Below are 16,714 nucleotides of genomic sequence, written 5' to 3' on the forward strand. Positions count from 1 at the left end.
TGTCACCGCAAAAATTGGTCGAATAATTCCGATTTTAAAGCTTACCCTGTAACCAGGCACTGACAGACGCTATCGCAGCGTCCAGGTTTTCAGGCTGCGTTCCCCCTGCTTGAGCCATATCAGGACGACCACCACCCTTACCACCTACCTGCAGGGCGACGAAGTTAACCAATTCGCCCGCTTTAATTTTATTTGTCAAATCCTTGGTCACGCCAGCTATCAAGCTTACCTTGTCATTTTCACTTGCACCCAATAGGACAATCCCGCTGCCCATTTGGTTCTTAAGGTCATCCACCATAGGACGCAAAGATTTACTTTCCACACCTTCTAAGTGAGAAGACAAGACTTTTATACCTTTTATTTCGTAAATCTGGGATAAAAGATCACTTCCTGCATTGCTAGCGATTTCATGTTTAAGGCGATTAACTTCTTTTTCCAGGCTCTTGCTCAGCTCTAACAAGTGTGAAACACGCTCAGGTACGCTATTAATATCTGTTTTAAGCAGACCAGCAATCTGATTGATATCCATGGCTTGTTTTTGCATTGCCGCCAGGGCTACTGCCCCGCTAACAGCTTCTATGCGCCTGATCCCAGAAGCGATACCACTTTCTGACAGAATTTTGAACAAACCTATGTCACCAGTGCGCTCTACGTGTGTGCCACCACACAGTTCCATGGAAAACTCCCCCATGGAGACTACTCTGACCTGCTCTTCATATTTTTCACCAAACAGTGCCATCGCCCCTGCAGTTTTAGCTTGCTCTAAATCCATCAATTTCGTCACTAAAGGATGGTTAGCCTGGATCTGCTGATTCACGATATTTTCCACTTGGGATAGCTGTTCTTTGCTGATCCCTTCAAAATGAGAAAAATCAAATCTTAATCGTTCAGGTTGCACTAAAGAGCCTTTCTGGCTGACGTGTTCCCCCAATACTTGTTTTAGAGCAGCGTGCAGCAAATGCGTGGCGCTATGATTAATTTTTATTTGCCGGCGCCGAAAACCGTCAACTTGGGCACTAATTTGGCTACCTAACTTGATCTTGCCTGTCGCGCGGCCTTTATGGGCAATAGCATTGCCCAGCTTGGCCGTATCAGTTACCTGAAACCCGCCGTCTTCACTGGTTAATAAACCAGAATCTCCCACCTGACCGCCTGCCTCAGCGTAAAAAGGACTCTCATCGAGTAATAAAACGCCTTCTTCTCCCGCCTGCAATTCGCTTACCGTTTTACCATTGGCGAAAATCTCCACTATCGTGGCGCTACTGGATTCATGATCATAGCCAACAAACAAAGAGCGTTGCTGTGTTTTAAGCTGTTCATTATAGTCGGTATCAAACTGACTGGCTTTTTGCGCACGTTTACGCTGTGTTGACATCGCCGCGGCAAAACCTTCCTCGTCGATACTCAAACCCTTTTCCCGGGCCACATCATTGGTGAGATCTGCGGGAAAGCCATAGGTATCATAGAGTTTAAAGACCAGCTCACCTGGTACCACTTTGCCTTCGAGTTCAGCCAGCGCTTCGTTCAAAATGCTCATGCCACGCTCAAGGGTACGAGTAAACTGTTCTTCTTCACCCCGCAGAACTTTTTCAATCACCGAGCGCTGTTCAACAAGTTCAGGGTACGCATCACCCATTTGTTCACCAAGGGCGGCCACCAGCTTATAGAAGAAGACATCCGTTGCCCCTAGTTTGTTCCCGTGGCGAACAGCACGGCGGATGATACGGCGCAGTACATATCCCCGGCCTTCGTTTGATGGCATCACACCGTCGCAGATCAGAAAACTGCAGGAGCGTATATGATCAGCGATGACCCGTAATGATTTATCTTCCAAACTCTCGCAACCGACTATTTCTGCCGCCGCTTTAATTAAGTTCTGGAAAATATCTATTTCATAGTTACTATGCACATTTTGTAAAATGGCCGATATGCGCTCCAACCCCATTCCTGTGTCTATGGAAGGTTTCGGCAAGGGTTGCATTTCACCATCTGCCTGACGATTAAATTGCATAAAGACCAGATTCCAGATCTCGATAAAACGATCACCATCTTCTTCGGGTGAACCAGGGGGGCCTCCCCAAATGTGCTCACCATGATCATAGAATATTTCAGAACAAGGTCCACAAGGCCCGGTATCACCCATGGACCAAAAGTTATCCGAGGTACTGATACGAATAATTTTATCTTCCGGCACCCCGATTTGTTGGTGCCAAATGTCGTAGGCTTCGTTGTCGTCAGAATATACCGTTACCAATAGCTTTTCTTTGGGTAACCCTAGTTCGACGGTTAAAAACTGCCAGGCAAATTGAATCGCCTGCGCTTTGAAATAATCCCCAAAACTGAAATTTCCCAACATTTCAAAGAAGGTATGATGTCTGGCGGTATAACCTACGTTTTCCAGATCATTGTGTTTGCCACCAGCACGTACACATCGTTGGGAAGAAACTGCACGTGTGTAATTACGTTGCTCTGTGCCCAAAAATACATCTTTAAATTGATTCATGCCTGCATTGGTAAACAGCAAGGTTGGATCGTCACTCGGTACGAGGGATGAACTGGAAACTTGTTGATGTCCTTTGTCAGCAAAAAACGCTAAAAAAGCTTGTCGAATTTGCGCTGTGCTCTTACTCATTAATGATCCTGAATCAACATTTATTGGTTTGAGATAACAAATGGCCTGAAACTGCCATTTCTATATACTGGGTCGGCAACAATATCACGATTCCAGCTTACTTGTTAGGCACTTAGATGACTTCTCAGTGCCTGGTTAACACTGCGAATTTGCTCGTGACTAAAGCCTCTATACTGCAGAAATCGATTACGCCTTTGTTGTTCTCGCCAATCTGTAGCCATTATTTGACCAAACTTCTTCACATACACTTTAAGGGCAAGTGCTTCCCAATCTTGATCTTGCTCTGAAAAGGCCGCCTCAATCAGTTCCTCAGGGATTTCATGTTCCACCAACTCCCGCCTAACTCTTTGCTCACCGACCCCTTTGTTTATTCGGCTGCGAACCAACACTTCTGCAAAGCGTTTTTCACTGAGCAAATTTGCCTGGGTATATTTATCAAGCTGGATTTCGCACAAATGCTTGTCAAAATCTCTGTTTAACAATTTTGTTAGTAGTTCCCTGCGACTATGCTCTCGCATCGCTAACAACCTGCTGATAGTATTGTTGATGATCTTAATGTCGTTGTCTGTCATATTAGGTAATATATTCTCCCCCGATCTGGAAACCTGTCTGCCTGTGAAGAGTCTTCAATTTAATTTTAAGTTTCTAACAGCAATAGGGCAAATAGACAGAGCCAGCTGGAATGCATTAGCTGACCAAAGCGATCCATTTCATCAACATGAATTTCTTGGGGCTTTGGAAAACTCTGGCTGTATCTCCTTTGCCACCGGTTGGCAACCCCAACATCTTACAATCTATCAAAATAAACAGCTGATAGGCATACTACCTTTGTATATAAAAACCCATAGTTATGGTGAATACGTATTTGATTTTGCCTGGGCAAATACCTATCGAGAATACGGTCTTAATTATTACCCAAAGCTAGTCAATGCTATACCCTTTACTCCGGTAACTGGGACACGGTTATTACTTAAAAATGATATTGATCCTGAACAACTTATGGGGCCACTGTGTGCGGCTATCAAAAACAAAGTTAAATCTTCCGGTCTATCTTCAATGCACTGGCTGTTTGTACCGCTGGCGCTCAGCGAAATGCTTGCACAGCACCAGCAATTAGTCAGGCGTTCTGTGCAATTTCAGTGGTATAACCGCGACTATACACAATTTACGGATTTTTTAAATGCTCTGACCTCGCGTAAACGTAAGAGTATTAAAAAGGAGCGGCACAAACTTATCGAACAGGGGGTGATTATGAAACGCCTAACGGGAGAGGATCTCACGGCGCAGGCTATGGATTTTTTCTACCAATGTTATCGACAAACCTACCTCAAACGCAGTGGACACAATGGTTACTTGAGCCATGACCTGTTCAACCAATTGTTTGTGCATATGCGCGACAAAATGTTATTGGTTATCGCCGAGCTAGATGGGCACCCCGTTGCCAGTGCATTGTATATTTATGATGAAAAAACCCTTTTTGGTCGTTATTGGGGGGCCTTAGCAGATGTAGATGGTTTGCATTATGAATGTTGTTATTATCAGGGCATCGAGTTTTGTATCGACAATGGCATCGCCGCTTTTAATCCCGGTACACAAGGAGAACATAAGATATTACGGGGATTCGAGCCCATTTACTGCTATTCCAATCACTGGCTGGCTGAACCTGCTTTCCACGATGGGGTCCGGCGGTTTTTAGTCCACGAGCAATCTATGATCGAAGATTATAAAAAAAATGCCGAGGCTTTGTTACCCTACAAAGTCACACAAAATGCGAGTTAGAAGGCCAATTTTCGCCACACCAGTAATAAGTTATTAGCCGGCATATTTACCTGCTCGCTTAATATTAGGCCCTTCTCCCAGTCCAGTAATTCTTCAATATCGCGAATACCGCCACAACCTTCATTGGCAAGGTGCAAATCAAAGGCTCTATTGCTGTCACTGGTGTATTGACCATTGATTTTAAAGGGCCCATATTGACAAAAAATACCTCCAGGAGCCAAGTTTTTAGCGATCATCTGCATCATCAATTGCACTTCCCCTGGTTGCATAATGTGCGCTGTATTGGCGCTGAATACCCCGTCGGCACCCGCAACAGGCCAGTCATCTTCTCCCACTTTAAAGCGCACTGGCGGCGCTATATTATCGGCTCCAGATCCCGCTATCCATTCGCTGATACTGCCATGATTTTGGCATACATCACTGGTATGCCAGGTTAATTGGGGCAAACTGGGGGCGAAATAAGCAGCGTGCTGGCCCGTACCCGAACCAATTTCCAGTAAGTGCTTAGTCTTGCTGAGCAGACGAGTAAGTTGGCTGAGAATAGGCTGACTGTTGTTCAAACAGGCTTGGCTAAAGTCCTTGGTCATTATATCTCCTGTGAGGTTGCGTAATGTTATCTGTGTTTCTCACATTATCAACCGTTCAGATTCGGTCCAAGCCATTTTTCTATTTCGGGCTCGAGCCAATCCTTACGCTCGGCGTAATCCAGGGCCTGATCTTGCTGAATTTGCGCCACCGCAAAGTAGCGGGCTTCTGGATGTGAAAAATACCAACCGGATACCGATGCGCCAGGCCACATAGCGAAACTTTCGGTTAAAAACATGCCGGTATGACTGCGGGCATCCAGCAGATCCCAGATAACTTGTTTTTCGGTGTGCTCAGGACAGGCAGCATAACCCGGAGCGGGCCTGATCCCCTGGTATTTTTCGCGAATAAGCTCCTCATTGGATAAGGCCTCACCGGCGGCGAAACCCCAAATCTCCCGGCGCACTTGTAGATGTAAATATTCGGCAAAAGCTTCTGCCAGACGGTCAGCTAAGGCCTTAACCATAATGGCGTTGTAATCGTCACCCTGTCGTTCAAACTCGGCTGCAAGCTCGTCTTCCCCTACACCCGCAGTAACAGCAAAGGCGCCCAAGTAATCCGCTTTCCCGGAGGATTTAGGGGCAACAAAATCACTCAGACAATTGTTTAACCCTTTGTCTTTCAAAGTCTGCTGACGCAGATGGCAACTTTTTTGGATCACTGTCTGGCGACTTTCATCACTGTATATTTCGATATCATCCCCTACCCGATTGGCCGGAAATATGCCCATCACACCTTTGGCTTGCAGCTGGGAATTGGCACACAATTGGTCAAGTAAAGCTTCGGCATCGGCTAACAAAATGGTGGCTTGATTACCAACTACCTCATCCTGCAAAATACGCGGATACTTGCCTGCCAGCGACCAGGTCAAAAAGAAAGGGGTCCAGTCGATATAGGGCCGCAGAGTTTGTAAACTCACCGACATTACTTGTACGCCCAACCGCTGCGGTACAGGCGGGGTGTAATTGGCCCAATCAAACGCAAACCCATTAGCCCGAGCCTGTTCCAGGGTAACAGGGCGGCTACGAGGTTTCTTGCGAGCATGTTGCTGGCGCACAGTGTCGTACTCTTTTGCTAACTGCGCGGTATAAGCCGGTCGAAACTCGTCAGATATCAATTTCTGGCAGACTCCCACAGCCCGACTGGCATTGGGTACATAGACCACAGGTGCAGCATAATGCTGCTCGATTTTTACGGCTGTATGAGCTTTAGAGGTCGTGGCTCCACCAATTAAAAGAGGCAGGGTGAAATTCAAGCGTTGCATTTCTTTGGCCACGTGCACCATCTCATCCAGAGACGGTGTGATAAGCCCTGACAGGCCAATCATGTCAACATTTTCCTCTTTAGCCACTTGCAAGATCTTGGCACAAGACACCATGACCCCCAAATCAATGATTTCATAATTATTACATTGCAATACCACACCGACTATATTTTTGCCTATGTCGTGTACATCACCTTTGACCGTAGCCATCAAGATTTTGCCATTGCTACTACCTTGCTCTTTTTCCTGCTCTATAAAGGGATTGAGATAGGCCACGGCCTTTTTCATTACTCGGGCAGATTTCACTACTTGAGGCAAAAACATTTTACCTTCACCAAACAGATCACCCACCACATTCATCCCATCCATCAATGGACCTTCAATGACATGCAGGGGTTTCTCGGCTTCCAGACGCGCTTGCTCGGTGTCTTGCTCAATAAAATCAGTGATCCCTCGTATCAGCGCATGCTCCAGACGTTTACCCACGGGTAGCTCACGCCATTCCAGGTTATCTTTGACTTGCGCCTTACCGTCTCCCTGGTATTTCGGGGCCAGTTCCAATAACCGGTCTGTGGCTTGTGCATGACGATTTAAAATCACATCTTCTACCGCTTCGCGCAGCTCCAACGGAATTTGGTCGTAAACTTCCAGCTGCCCGGCATTAACAATCCCCATATCCATACCTGCCTGAATGGCGTAATACAAAAACACCGAGTGCATGGCTTCCCGTACCGGATTATTGCCTCTAAAGGAGAAGGACACATTGGACAGACCTCCCGAGACATGAGCATGTGGCAGCTCCTGACGAATACGCCGGGTGGCGTTTATAAAATCCATGGCATAATTGTTATGCTCTTCAATGCCGGTGGCAACAGCAAATATATTGGGGTCGAAGATAATATCCTGCGGGGGGAAGCCTATCTTCTGGGTGAGTAACTGATAACTGCGCTGGCATATCTCGAATTTGCGAGCTTCAGTATCTGCCTGGCCCTGTTCATCAAAAGCCATGACCACTGTGGCAGCGCCATAGCGTTTAAGTAATTTAGCTTGAGCGAGAAAATTTTCTTCGCCTTCTTTTAGGCTGATGGAGTTAACTATGGCTTTGCCCTGGACACACTTTAACCCCGCTTCGATAACTGACCATTTAGAGGAGTCAATCATGATCGGTACCCGAGAAATATCCGGCTCTGAGGCAATTAAATTCAAAAATCGGGTCATGGCGGCTTCGGAATCCAACATGGCTTCATCCATGTTGATATCGATAATTTGCGCCCCATTTTGCACCTGTTGCCGGGCAACATCTAAGGCCTTTTCATAATCGTCGTCCATAATAAGACGTTTGAACATGGCTGAACCGGTGACATTGGTACGTTCACCGACATTGATAAAAGATGTACTTGCTTGGGTCATGATGTACTCAGTCCTGGAAATTCAAATCTAAAATCATTTACATACGAAATGGGTCTACTCATTGGCATACACGCTTTTGCCCTTAATGCACAAAAGGCTCCAGTCCCGACAATCGCAATTTGACGGCTCTGGCTACAATTTTCCGCGGTGCGATCCCCTCTACAGCCTGAGCAATAGCGGCTATATGTTCAGGCGTAGAACCACAGCAACCGCCTACTATATTAACTAAACCAGATTGCGCCCACTCTTGGATGTGTTCAGCCATTTCTGCACTTTCTAAATCATATTCTCCGAACTCGTTTGGCAAGCCGGCATTGGGATGGGCGGATACCAGACATTCGGCCACCGTCGCTATTTCTTCTACATATTGGCGCAGTAAATCCGGCCCCAGAGCGCAATTCAAACCAAAGGAAAAGGGTGCAACGTGACACATTGAATAATAAAAAGCCTCAGCGGTTTGTCCGGACAAGGTACGCCCGGAGGCATCGGTAATAGTACCAGAAATCATCACCGGCAATCTCATGCCTAATTCTTCAAATACGCTATCCACGGCAAACGCCGCCGCTTTGGCATTAAGCGTATCGAATATGGTTTCCAGCATGATCAAATCGGCTCCGCCCTCGATTAAGCCATGTGTCGCCTCTACATAGGCTGTAACCAGCTCGTCGAAAGTGACGTTGCGCTCGCCGGGATCATTTACATTGGGTGAAATCGAGGCGGTGCGACTGGTCGGCCCCAACACCCCAGCGACAAAGCGCGGTTTGTCGGGTGTTAGCACTGTAAATTTATCCGCCGCTTGACGGGCTAATCTGGTAGCCGCAATGTTAATTTCTTTCGCCAGTGACTGCATATTATAATCGCTCATGGAGATAGTCGTCGCATTGAACGTATTGGTTTCGATGATATCGGCCCCGGCCTCCAGGTATGCACTATGAATGTCAAAGATAGCCTGAGGCTGAGTGAGACTGAGTAAGTCATTGTTACCCTTCACATCGCTCGGCCAGTCGACAAAACGTTCACCGCGATAATCGTCTTCTTGAAAATCATGTTGCTGGATCATGGTACCCATCGCACCATCCAAAATCAGAATACGTTTAGCCGCTGCGGCCATGAGTGTTTGTTGTGATGAAGACTTAGACACGTACCTTCCTTAAAAATATTAGCTATGCCTCTTTATTCGACAACTGAGTCAAATCGTAAGGTGTGTTTTGATAAACGAAGTAATTGAGCCAATTAGTAAACAATAAGCTTCCGTGGGAGCGCCAGCTTACTAAGGGCGGTTGGCTGGGATCATTATTTGGATAGTAATTCTGGGGAATACTGGGGTCTAAATTACCCGCTTTATCTCTCTGGTATTCTTGGTCCAGGCTATCCGGATCGTATTCAGGGTGCCCTGTTAAAAACACCAGTCGACGATCTTGCGACGCAACCAGGTAAGCCCCTGTGGTGTCTGAGCTAGCGAGCACATTTAGTCCGGGTACTGACTCATAGTCCGCCACACTTATCTCGCCATAACGGGAATGGGGAGCGTTAAAGAGGGGATCAAAACCACGCATCAGTTCATTGTGCTCATCTAGCACCTGGTGGGTAAAGATACCGCTGAGTTTAGTATCACGTAAAATACGGTTTTTACCAAAAAAATGAAACAAAGCCGCATGGGCTGCCCAACATGAAAATAAGGTAGATTGCACATGCCGTCTGGCCCAGTCGAGTATAACCGTCATTTTTTCCCAGTATTTCACATCCTGATAAGCTAAAAAGGCCAATGGCGCTCCGGTGACAATCAATCCGTCATATTTTTTGCCCGCCACATCATCAAACATATGATAAAACGCGCTCATATGGGACTCAGGGGTATTTTTGGGGGCCTGATCGTCTATACGAATAAGATCTACGTTAATTTGTAAAGGAGTGTTGGACAAGAGCCGCAGTAATTGTACTTCGGTTTCCATCTTATTAGGCATCAGGTTCAATATTCCCACTTCAAGGGGACGAATATCTTGCATGGCTGCGCGAGCGTTATCCATCACAAAAATATTCTCATTGTGTAAAATGCTTTGTGCAGGCAAGTCACCGGGAATACGTATGGGCATAAAGGCTCCAAGATGATTTTAGTAGAGGTTAAATCTGCAGCAAAGCACCGGAGATGTCAACATCTTTACGTCTAGACGTCTAAATGAAATTGCTTGAATCATCCCTTTTTTACAGCATTGCTGACATAGCAATCCCCATTAAGGAGTCAGTATAGGAGGAAAGAGGGGGGGAGCTTAATAGCTAGTTACACGGCCAAAATGAAACATGATCATATTTAGCCCAAGTGAACCACTGATAATAGAGGCATATTGGTTGTTATTACCCGTGGCGTGAGTACCGTTATTGCTTGTGTAAGTTAAAAACCAGCTCAGCCTCGGCCTTTGGCATGTCACATTCGCGCATCACTTCTTCAATGCTACTGCCACTGGCAACCAGTTTCGCTGCCTGGTTATAAAGGCGACTTTGGGGATCCTGGGTCGCGAGCAACTCCTGTTTGGCTTCGGTTTGTTTAATCAGTTTAATCAGACCTTTGACCTTATCGCCGACTCCTATGGACCCGCTGCGCACTTCATGGATCTCTTGTTGGTTAATCAATATTTGTTGTTGCAAGCCATCTTGCTGGGCTTGTACTTGAGTTAATTGCTGCATCAGTTGTTTCACACGTCTGTACAGTAACAAACACCAGATGGCTAATCCGAGCAGCAGACCTAAGATCAGCACTATGTAAGTCAAACTATTCATAACATTTTTTTTCACAAGTACGTTTAGCCATACCCAATCCTTTAACCAAATCAGCTCGGCTAAATATTAGTTAACTCATCCCACTCTTCATCACTAAGTAGTTTGTTTAAGTCAACCAAAATCAGCAATTGGCCATCTCTGTTGCTTACCCCTTGAATAAATTTGGCGCTTTCTTCGGTTCCAACATTGGGTGCGCTTTCGATTTCAGATGAACGTAAATAAACTACTTCAGCCACGCTATCTAACAATATTCCCACAACTTGTTCGTCAGATTCGATGATAACGATGCGGGAACTATCAGTCAATTCAGCGGGCTCCAGGCCAAACCGTGCCCTGGTATCGATAACAGTCACTACATTGCCACGTAAATTGATGATACCTAATACATAATCCGGTGCCCCAGGTACCGGAGCGATCTCTGTGTGCCGAAGAACTTCCTGCACCTGCATGACATTTATGCCATAGGTCTCGTTACCTAATTTATAGGTAACCCACTGCAATACTTCGTCATCCTGCTCAGACGCTGTGTTATTTGACATTCTACTATTAGACATTGTTTATACTCCGCCGCACTTGAATTATTTATTATTACTGCTCATGCCTTTGTCCAGTAAACGAATTAGTTGTTTAACATTCACTAGGGCACACATTTTTTTCTTTACCATGCCGGATAACCAGAGGCGCTTACCATCATTTTTACGCCATTTTACATCTTCTGGCTGCAAGGTAAGGGTATTAACCAGGCTCTCACACGCCAGCCCCCATCCACTGTCATCTAACATAATAAGATATTGATATTTTGTGGACTCTGCCAGTTTTTCAGCACATTTGTCTGGCATAACCCATAAGGCGGTATCCACCACATTAATTTTTTCTTCTCGATGCAACATCACACCTTTGAACCACTGAGGTTTACCAAATAATGGATTAACCGTACCCAATTGATGAATACCACCTAATTCTGTTAGCGGCAAAGCCAGCGTTAAACCAGCTACTTCAAAAATCAATGCCTGAAATTGGCAGTCATAAATGCCGCTTAGTTGCTCATCGGTCTGGGCTACAGCTTCTTCTTCTTTGTCGGCAGGCTGCGCAATAACTGTAATTTCTGGCGCATCGTGCACGGGGATCGGTTGATCGATAACATCGTCCCGGGGCGCTAATAGCGCCGAACTCAGTAACTGGCTGACATTAGCCAAAGGTAATGCCGGTGCAGATGACGGTAGTTCCTCGGTAAGTAAAGCCGACAGATAATCTTCCATTACGTTTTCTCTGGCAAACTTACTCTGACTCATGACGTTGCCTCCAATATGCGTAAATGACGTAATAAACTCGTATAGGCATACACGCCCCGGGCTTTTGGCGCATATACTGATGGTGCGGTCTGGGCTGAGCTGGCATCTCTGAATTTAGTATCTATAGGGATTAAACCTTGCCACACCTTGTCACCATGACTTTCCCGTAAAGTACGATAAGCGTCAGTCGCTGCTCTAACTCGTTTGTCAAACATAGTGGGTACAATTGTATAAGCGAAATGTTTGTCAAGAGACTTTTCCATTATGGCCAAAGAGTGCAACATTCTATCCAGACCTTTAAGTGCCAAAAATTCCGTCTGCACCGGGATCACCACGCGAGTGGCTGCAGCTAAAGCATTAACCATAAGCACCCCCAATACTGGCGGACAGTCGATGAGCACATACTCGAAGTCATCTTCGAGTAATGCCAGTGCTCGTTTTAAAATCAAACCCATGCCATTTTGGTTACCGAGTTTTCGGTCCAGGGTTGATAACGCCATGCTGGCGGGTAATACAAATAATGAATCGAGTTTAGTCGGGCACAAGCAAGCTAATAATGTCTCTTTCGTCAGAGGCTGGGGGGAGGTAAAAACATCATAAAGCCCCTGAGACACCTCTTCCGAATCAATGCCAAAATAGTAACTTAGAGACGCGTGGGGGTCGGTGTCAACTAACAAAACTTTGGCATCACGCTGGGCTAATAGCCCACCAAGAGAGACAGTTGTCGTGGTTTTCCCCACCCCACCTTTTTGGTTTGCCACTGTCCACACTTTCACGTTTGTTACCTTGTATTAGTCCGCTATCCGCACCCAGGTTGCGAGTTGCCAATTAAATGATTTTCACCCATACAATACACCCAGACTTTAGCCTGATGCATGGTAACAGCCATTATTGGGGTACCATTTCCTTTTGAATACCGCCAAAAAATGCCTCTATGGAAAATTCTCGCTCGGCAATCCCGGCAGACATAACCGCTTGAGGCATGCCATACACCACTGAACTTTGTTCATCCTGCGCCCAAATTTTGGCGCCTTTATTTTTTAAGGTCTCGCTTCCGGCTTTACCGTCTGCCCCCATACCTGTCAGGATAAGGCCGAGTACATCCCCGGCGTAAACTTTGGCCAAAGATTTAAATGTCAGATCCACACTGGGCTTGTACATGACGCCACTAGCATGTGGCTCGTCATAGATACGAAATATTGCCCCTTGAGGCCGCCCTTCAACCGACATCTGCCGTCCCCCTGGAGCAAGGTAAGCGACACCGTTTTTGATCGCTTCGTTATGCTGGGCTTCTTTCACGGTTATTTTTGACGCTACATTTAAACGTTCAGCAAATGCCCGAGTAAATGATCCCGGCATATGTTGCACTACAAAAATCGGGTAAGGGAAATCCACAGGTAATTGCGTTAATATTTTTTGTAAGGCCACCGGGCCGCCGGTTGACGTACCTATAGCCAAACACTGGTAGCGTTTGCCTGACGGCACTCTACTACCGTTTGATGCATAAAGCTGAGGCGGTACCTGTTCACCGTTGTCCCGTAAAGATTTTGTTAACGGACTAGAGGGTTTATTAAATAATATAGCTTTGGGTTCACTACGGCTTGCCAATGGCCGATAACCGTAGCGTTTTTTACACAGGCCCTTGACCCTAGATTGCAACAATTGCACCGCTTCTTGGCGGTTAGATGCAATATCTTCAAATCGTTTGGGCAAAAAATCCAGCGCTCCGGCATCCAGCGCATCCAGTGTAGCTTGGGCACCTTCGCTGGTTAGCGACGAAAACATCATGATCGGCACTGAGCGCCACGCCATGATTTTTTTCACCGCGGTGATCCCGTCCATCACCGGCATCTCAATATCCATAGTGATAACATCTGGTTCTAATAACTTCGCCTGAGCGACTGCCTCTTCACCATTTTTGGCCTCACCGATAACGGTTAAACCCGGGTCTTGTTCGAGAATTTGCTTAACACGGCGACGAAAAAAAATTGAATCATCCACTACCAAAACTTTATATGCCATGTACTTCTTGTCGAAACCTCGTGATTATCGGGCTAACTGTTTTAACGCTTCTGCTTTTTTACTGGCGTAATGCTTTAAAAGTCCAGGAACATCTAAAATCAGGGCGATCCCGCCGTCGCTGGTAATCGTTGCACCAGCCATGCCTGGAGTACCCTGAAGTAATTCATCCAATGGTTTAATGACCACCTCTTCCTGTCCGATAAGGGCATCAACCACAAACCCAAGCTGTTGGGTACCAATCTGTACCACCACAACATGTCCTTTACTGCGATCCAGAGGTAAATTTTTCGCGGATTTGCGGTGTAACCAGTCCCGTAGGTAAAACAGTGGGATAGCTTTAGAGCGCACTATTTTGGTCAGTTGACCGTCTACAGTATTGGTTTTAGACATATCCATGTTGATTATTTCATTGACCGATCCCAGAGGTAAAGCGAAAGTCTGATCGCCAACCACTATCATCAAAGTCGGTAAAATCGCCAGGGTAAGGGGTACCTTGATTTCCAAGGTGGTACCTTTGCCTAACACTGAATCTATATTCACAGTACCGTTGAGTTGGTTGATCTTGGTTTTCACCACATCCATACCCACACCACGGCCAGACACCTCTGATATTTCTGTCTTGGTAGAAAAACCAGGGGCGAAAATAAGGTTAAATGCTTCTACGTCTGTCATACGTTGCGCGGCGTCTGCGTCCAATACTCCCCGGGAAATGGCTATCTCTTTAAGCTTTTGAGGATCCATGCCTTTGCCGTCATCTACTATCCTGAGGAGAATATGGTCCCCCTCTTGAGATGCAGCTAACTTCACTGTACCCAAACTTGGTTTGCCTGCGGCGAGACGCTCTTCAGGCATTTCAATGCCGTGATCTACTGAATTACGCACCAAATGCACCAATGGATCAGCCAGGGCTTCAACCAAATTTTTATCCAGATCGGTATCTTCACCTTCCAGCACCAGAGTAATTTCTTTTTTGAGGGTACGGGCTAGATCCCGCACAACTCTGGGGAAACGGCCAAATACCTTCTTAATTGGCTGCATGCGGGTTTTCATTACCGCGCCTTGCAAATCACCGGTTACAACATCCAAATTGGCGATTGCCTTGGACATACTTTCATCTTTTAACGTTAAGCCCAGACTTAATAAGCGATTACGCACTAATACCAGTTCACCGACCATATTCATGATCTGATCAAGCCGTTTGGTATCCACCCGCACAGTTGTTTCGGGTTGGGGAGCGGCGGGTTTTTTCTCTTCTTTTTTGGCTACAGGGGCAACCGCTTCAGTTTTGTTCTCTGTTGGTTTGACCACAGGAGCCTGGGAGGCAACCGCAGGTTTATCCTCTGCTTTGTTATCCGGTACAGGCGTTGAGGATTTTTGTTTAACTGCTGGCCCCTGACCTTTTCCATGCAGTTGATCCAGCAAAGCTTCAAATTCGTCGTCACTGATGTCATCACCACTTGCGCCTGCCGAGGATGCTTCTGGTGCAGGAGTGGGTTTGGAAGGTTCGGGAGCGTTGGGTGCGCTAAATTGTCCTTCACCGTGCAGTTGATCCAGTAAAGACTCAAAATCGTCGTCACTGATATCGTCACTGTCAGCAGCAATTTTATCTGTCGCAACAGATTTGCTGACGCCGATCGGCTCGCCCTTACCATGTAATTCGTCTAACAAGGCTTCAAATTCCGATTCATCGAAATCACCGCTTTGGGATTCAACGGTAACGGGCCCAGATTGCTCATTTTGAGTTTCTGGCGGGGCTACTACAGCTTCATCTTGTGACTCAGGTTTACTCAGTCGATGCAATTTATCCAGTAAACTTTGTTCGGCAGCCATCAAGGGGGTTTTATTTTTGACACTTTCAAACATTTCAACGACTTCGTCCGTGGCTTGCAGGATCACATCCATCAACTCCGGGGTAAGCGACCGCTGCCCGTTACGCATCACGTCGAATACATTCTCAGCGCCGTGGCAAATGTCGACTAACTCAGTTAGTGACAAAAATCCAGCACCGCCCTTGACTGTATGGTAACCACGAAAGATTGCATTCAATAAGTCAGCATCTTGTGGATTATTCTCAAGTTCGACGAGTTGTTCTTGTAATTGTTCTAAAATTTCTCCGGCTTCAACTAAAAAGTCCTGGAGAATTTCCTCGTCAACATCAAACGCCATATCTTAATGCCCCTAAAATCCTAAGCTTGACAGCAAATCATCGACATCATCCTGATCAGATGCGACGTCTTCACGGTTGGCAGCATCTATGATTGGGCCTTCCGCTTTTACACTATCGGCCTGTTTTTCAGATGTCTTAGTCTTTTCGCTTATTGCCGCGCCACCGAACATGGTCAACATGTGAACCAGGTTGTCTTCAACTTCCTTAACTAAATCAATTACCCGACGAATAACTTGGCCGGTTAGGTCCTGGTAACCTTGGGCCATTAATACTTCGGTCAACAATTCTGTTAGTTTGGCGGATTCAGCACCACCGACTTCCAGAAACTCATTCAGGTCATGACAGAGGGTGTTAAATTCACCCAACTGCAATTGCCGACTCATTAACTTTTTCCATTCTGGCAAGATAGAGGTTATGCCGGTACTCAGGTTTTCCGCAATGGGCATACAACTGTCCACCAGATCCATGGTCCGATTTGCGGCCTGTTCGGTGGTTTCTATCACATACATCAAACGGGTTTTGGCGTCAGGGATGTCTTCCGTGGCCAAATTGGCGATGCGCTCATCCAGTTGAAAATTATTTAGCGAGTCATGTAACTGTCGAGTTAACTTACCGACTTCGGCAAACAATTCGGCAGAATTACTTTCGGTTACCGTATCCAGAAGAGCTTGCGCACCCTGGTTATCGCCATTTTCCAGCAATGTAACCAGAGTCTTCGCATCTTCTAACGACATCGGGGCAGAACTAAAGGTCATAGGGCCTTCCTTACTTGTCAGGATGTGCCTGAA

Annotated in this window: 14 protein-coding genes; 1 reads left to right on the plus strand and 13 read right to left on the minus strand. The window is 46.2% G+C overall.

Going from position 1 to position 16,714, the window contains the following annotated elements:
• Positions 1-34: 34 nt before the first annotated feature.
• A complete protein-coding gene (gene alaS, locus AC3RV5_RS15945; protein ID WP_489728588.1) occupies positions 35-2,632 on the minus strand; it encodes an alanine--tRNA ligase in 2,598 nt (865 codons plus the stop codon).
• Between the two features lie 104 nt (positions 2,633-2,736).
• Complete coding sequence (locus AC3RV5_RS15950) at positions 2,737-3,204, minus strand: regulatory protein RecX (RefSeq protein WP_489728589.1); 468 nt, start codon at positions 3,202-3,204, stop codon at positions 2,737-2,739.
• Here AC3RV5_RS15950 and AC3RV5_RS15955 point away from each other — a divergent pair.
• On the plus strand, positions 3,188-4,411 hold the full coding sequence (locus tag AC3RV5_RS15955; RefSeq protein ID WP_489728590.1) for a GNAT family N-acetyltransferase: 1,224 nt from the start codon (positions 3,188-3,190) through the stop codon (positions 4,409-4,411). The two genes, AC3RV5_RS15950 and AC3RV5_RS15955, sit on opposite strands and share 17 nt — an antisense overlap.
• Here the strand turns inward: AC3RV5_RS15955 and AC3RV5_RS15960 are convergent.
• The 11 genes from AC3RV5_RS15960 to AC3RV5_RS16010 all read right to left on the minus strand — a co-directional run bounded on the left by AC3RV5_RS15960 (position 4,408) and on the right by AC3RV5_RS16010 (position 16,681).
• On the minus strand, positions 4,408-4,998 hold the full coding sequence (locus AC3RV5_RS15960) for a DUF938 domain-containing protein (RefSeq protein WP_489728591.1): 591 nt from the start codon (positions 4,996-4,998) through the stop codon (positions 4,408-4,410). The genes AC3RV5_RS15955 and AC3RV5_RS15960 overlap by 4 nt on opposite strands.
• A gap of 47 nt (positions 4,999-5,045) precedes the next feature.
• Positions 5,046-7,670, minus strand: coding sequence for a methionine synthase (metH, locus tag AC3RV5_RS15965; RefSeq protein WP_489728592.1), 2,625 nt, complete (start codon positions 7,668-7,670; stop codon positions 5,046-5,048).
• Positions 7,671-7,752: 82 nt separating this feature from the next.
• Positions 7,753-8,781 (minus strand): homocysteine S-methyltransferase family protein, encoded by a 1,029-nt coding sequence (locus tag AC3RV5_RS15970; protein ID WP_489732182.1) that lies wholly within the window; start codon positions 8,779-8,781, stop codon positions 7,753-7,755.
• Positions 8,782-8,833: 52 nt separating this feature from the next.
• On the minus strand, positions 8,834-9,763 hold the full coding sequence (metA, locus tag AC3RV5_RS15975) for a homoserine O-succinyltransferase MetA (protein WP_489728593.1): 930 nt from the start codon (positions 9,761-9,763) through the stop codon (positions 8,834-8,836).
• Positions 9,764-10,043: 280 nt separating this feature from the next.
• Positions 10,044-10,445, minus strand: coding sequence for a DUF2802 domain-containing protein (locus AC3RV5_RS15980; protein ID WP_489728594.1), 402 nt, complete (start codon positions 10,443-10,445; stop codon positions 10,044-10,046).
• A gap of 59 nt (positions 10,446-10,504) precedes the next feature.
• On the minus strand, positions 10,505-10,999 hold the full coding sequence (locus tag AC3RV5_RS15985; protein WP_489728595.1) for a chemotaxis protein CheW: 495 nt from the start codon (positions 10,997-10,999) through the stop codon (positions 10,505-10,507).
• 24 nt (positions 11,000-11,023) lie between these two features.
• Positions 11,024-11,737, minus strand: a complete 714-nt coding sequence (locus AC3RV5_RS15990; RefSeq protein WP_489728596.1) for a chemotaxis protein CheW — start codon at positions 11,735-11,737, stop codon at positions 11,024-11,026.
• Positions 11,734-12,513, minus strand: coding sequence for a ParA family protein (locus AC3RV5_RS15995; RefSeq protein ID WP_489728597.1), 780 nt, complete (start codon positions 12,511-12,513; stop codon positions 11,734-11,736). The genes AC3RV5_RS15990 and AC3RV5_RS15995 overlap by 4 nt, the downstream gene beginning before the upstream one ends.
• A gap of 112 nt (positions 12,514-12,625) precedes the next feature.
• Positions 12,626-13,759, minus strand: a complete 1,134-nt coding sequence (locus AC3RV5_RS16000) for a protein-glutamate methylesterase/protein-glutamine glutaminase (protein WP_489728598.1) — start codon at positions 13,757-13,759, stop codon at positions 12,626-12,628.
• Between the two features lie 24 nt (positions 13,760-13,783).
• Entirely contained in the window at positions 13,784-15,925 is a 2,142-nt protein-coding gene (locus AC3RV5_RS16005; protein ID WP_489728599.1) for a chemotaxis protein CheA, read from the minus strand.
• A gap of 12 nt (positions 15,926-15,937) precedes the next feature.
• Positions 15,938-16,681, minus strand: coding sequence for a protein phosphatase CheZ (locus tag AC3RV5_RS16010; RefSeq protein WP_489728600.1), 744 nt, complete (start codon positions 16,679-16,681; stop codon positions 15,938-15,940).
• Positions 16,682-16,714: the final 33 nt, after the last annotated feature.

The sequence above is a fragment of the Paraglaciecola sp. IT1134 genome, from assembly GCF_058068185.1.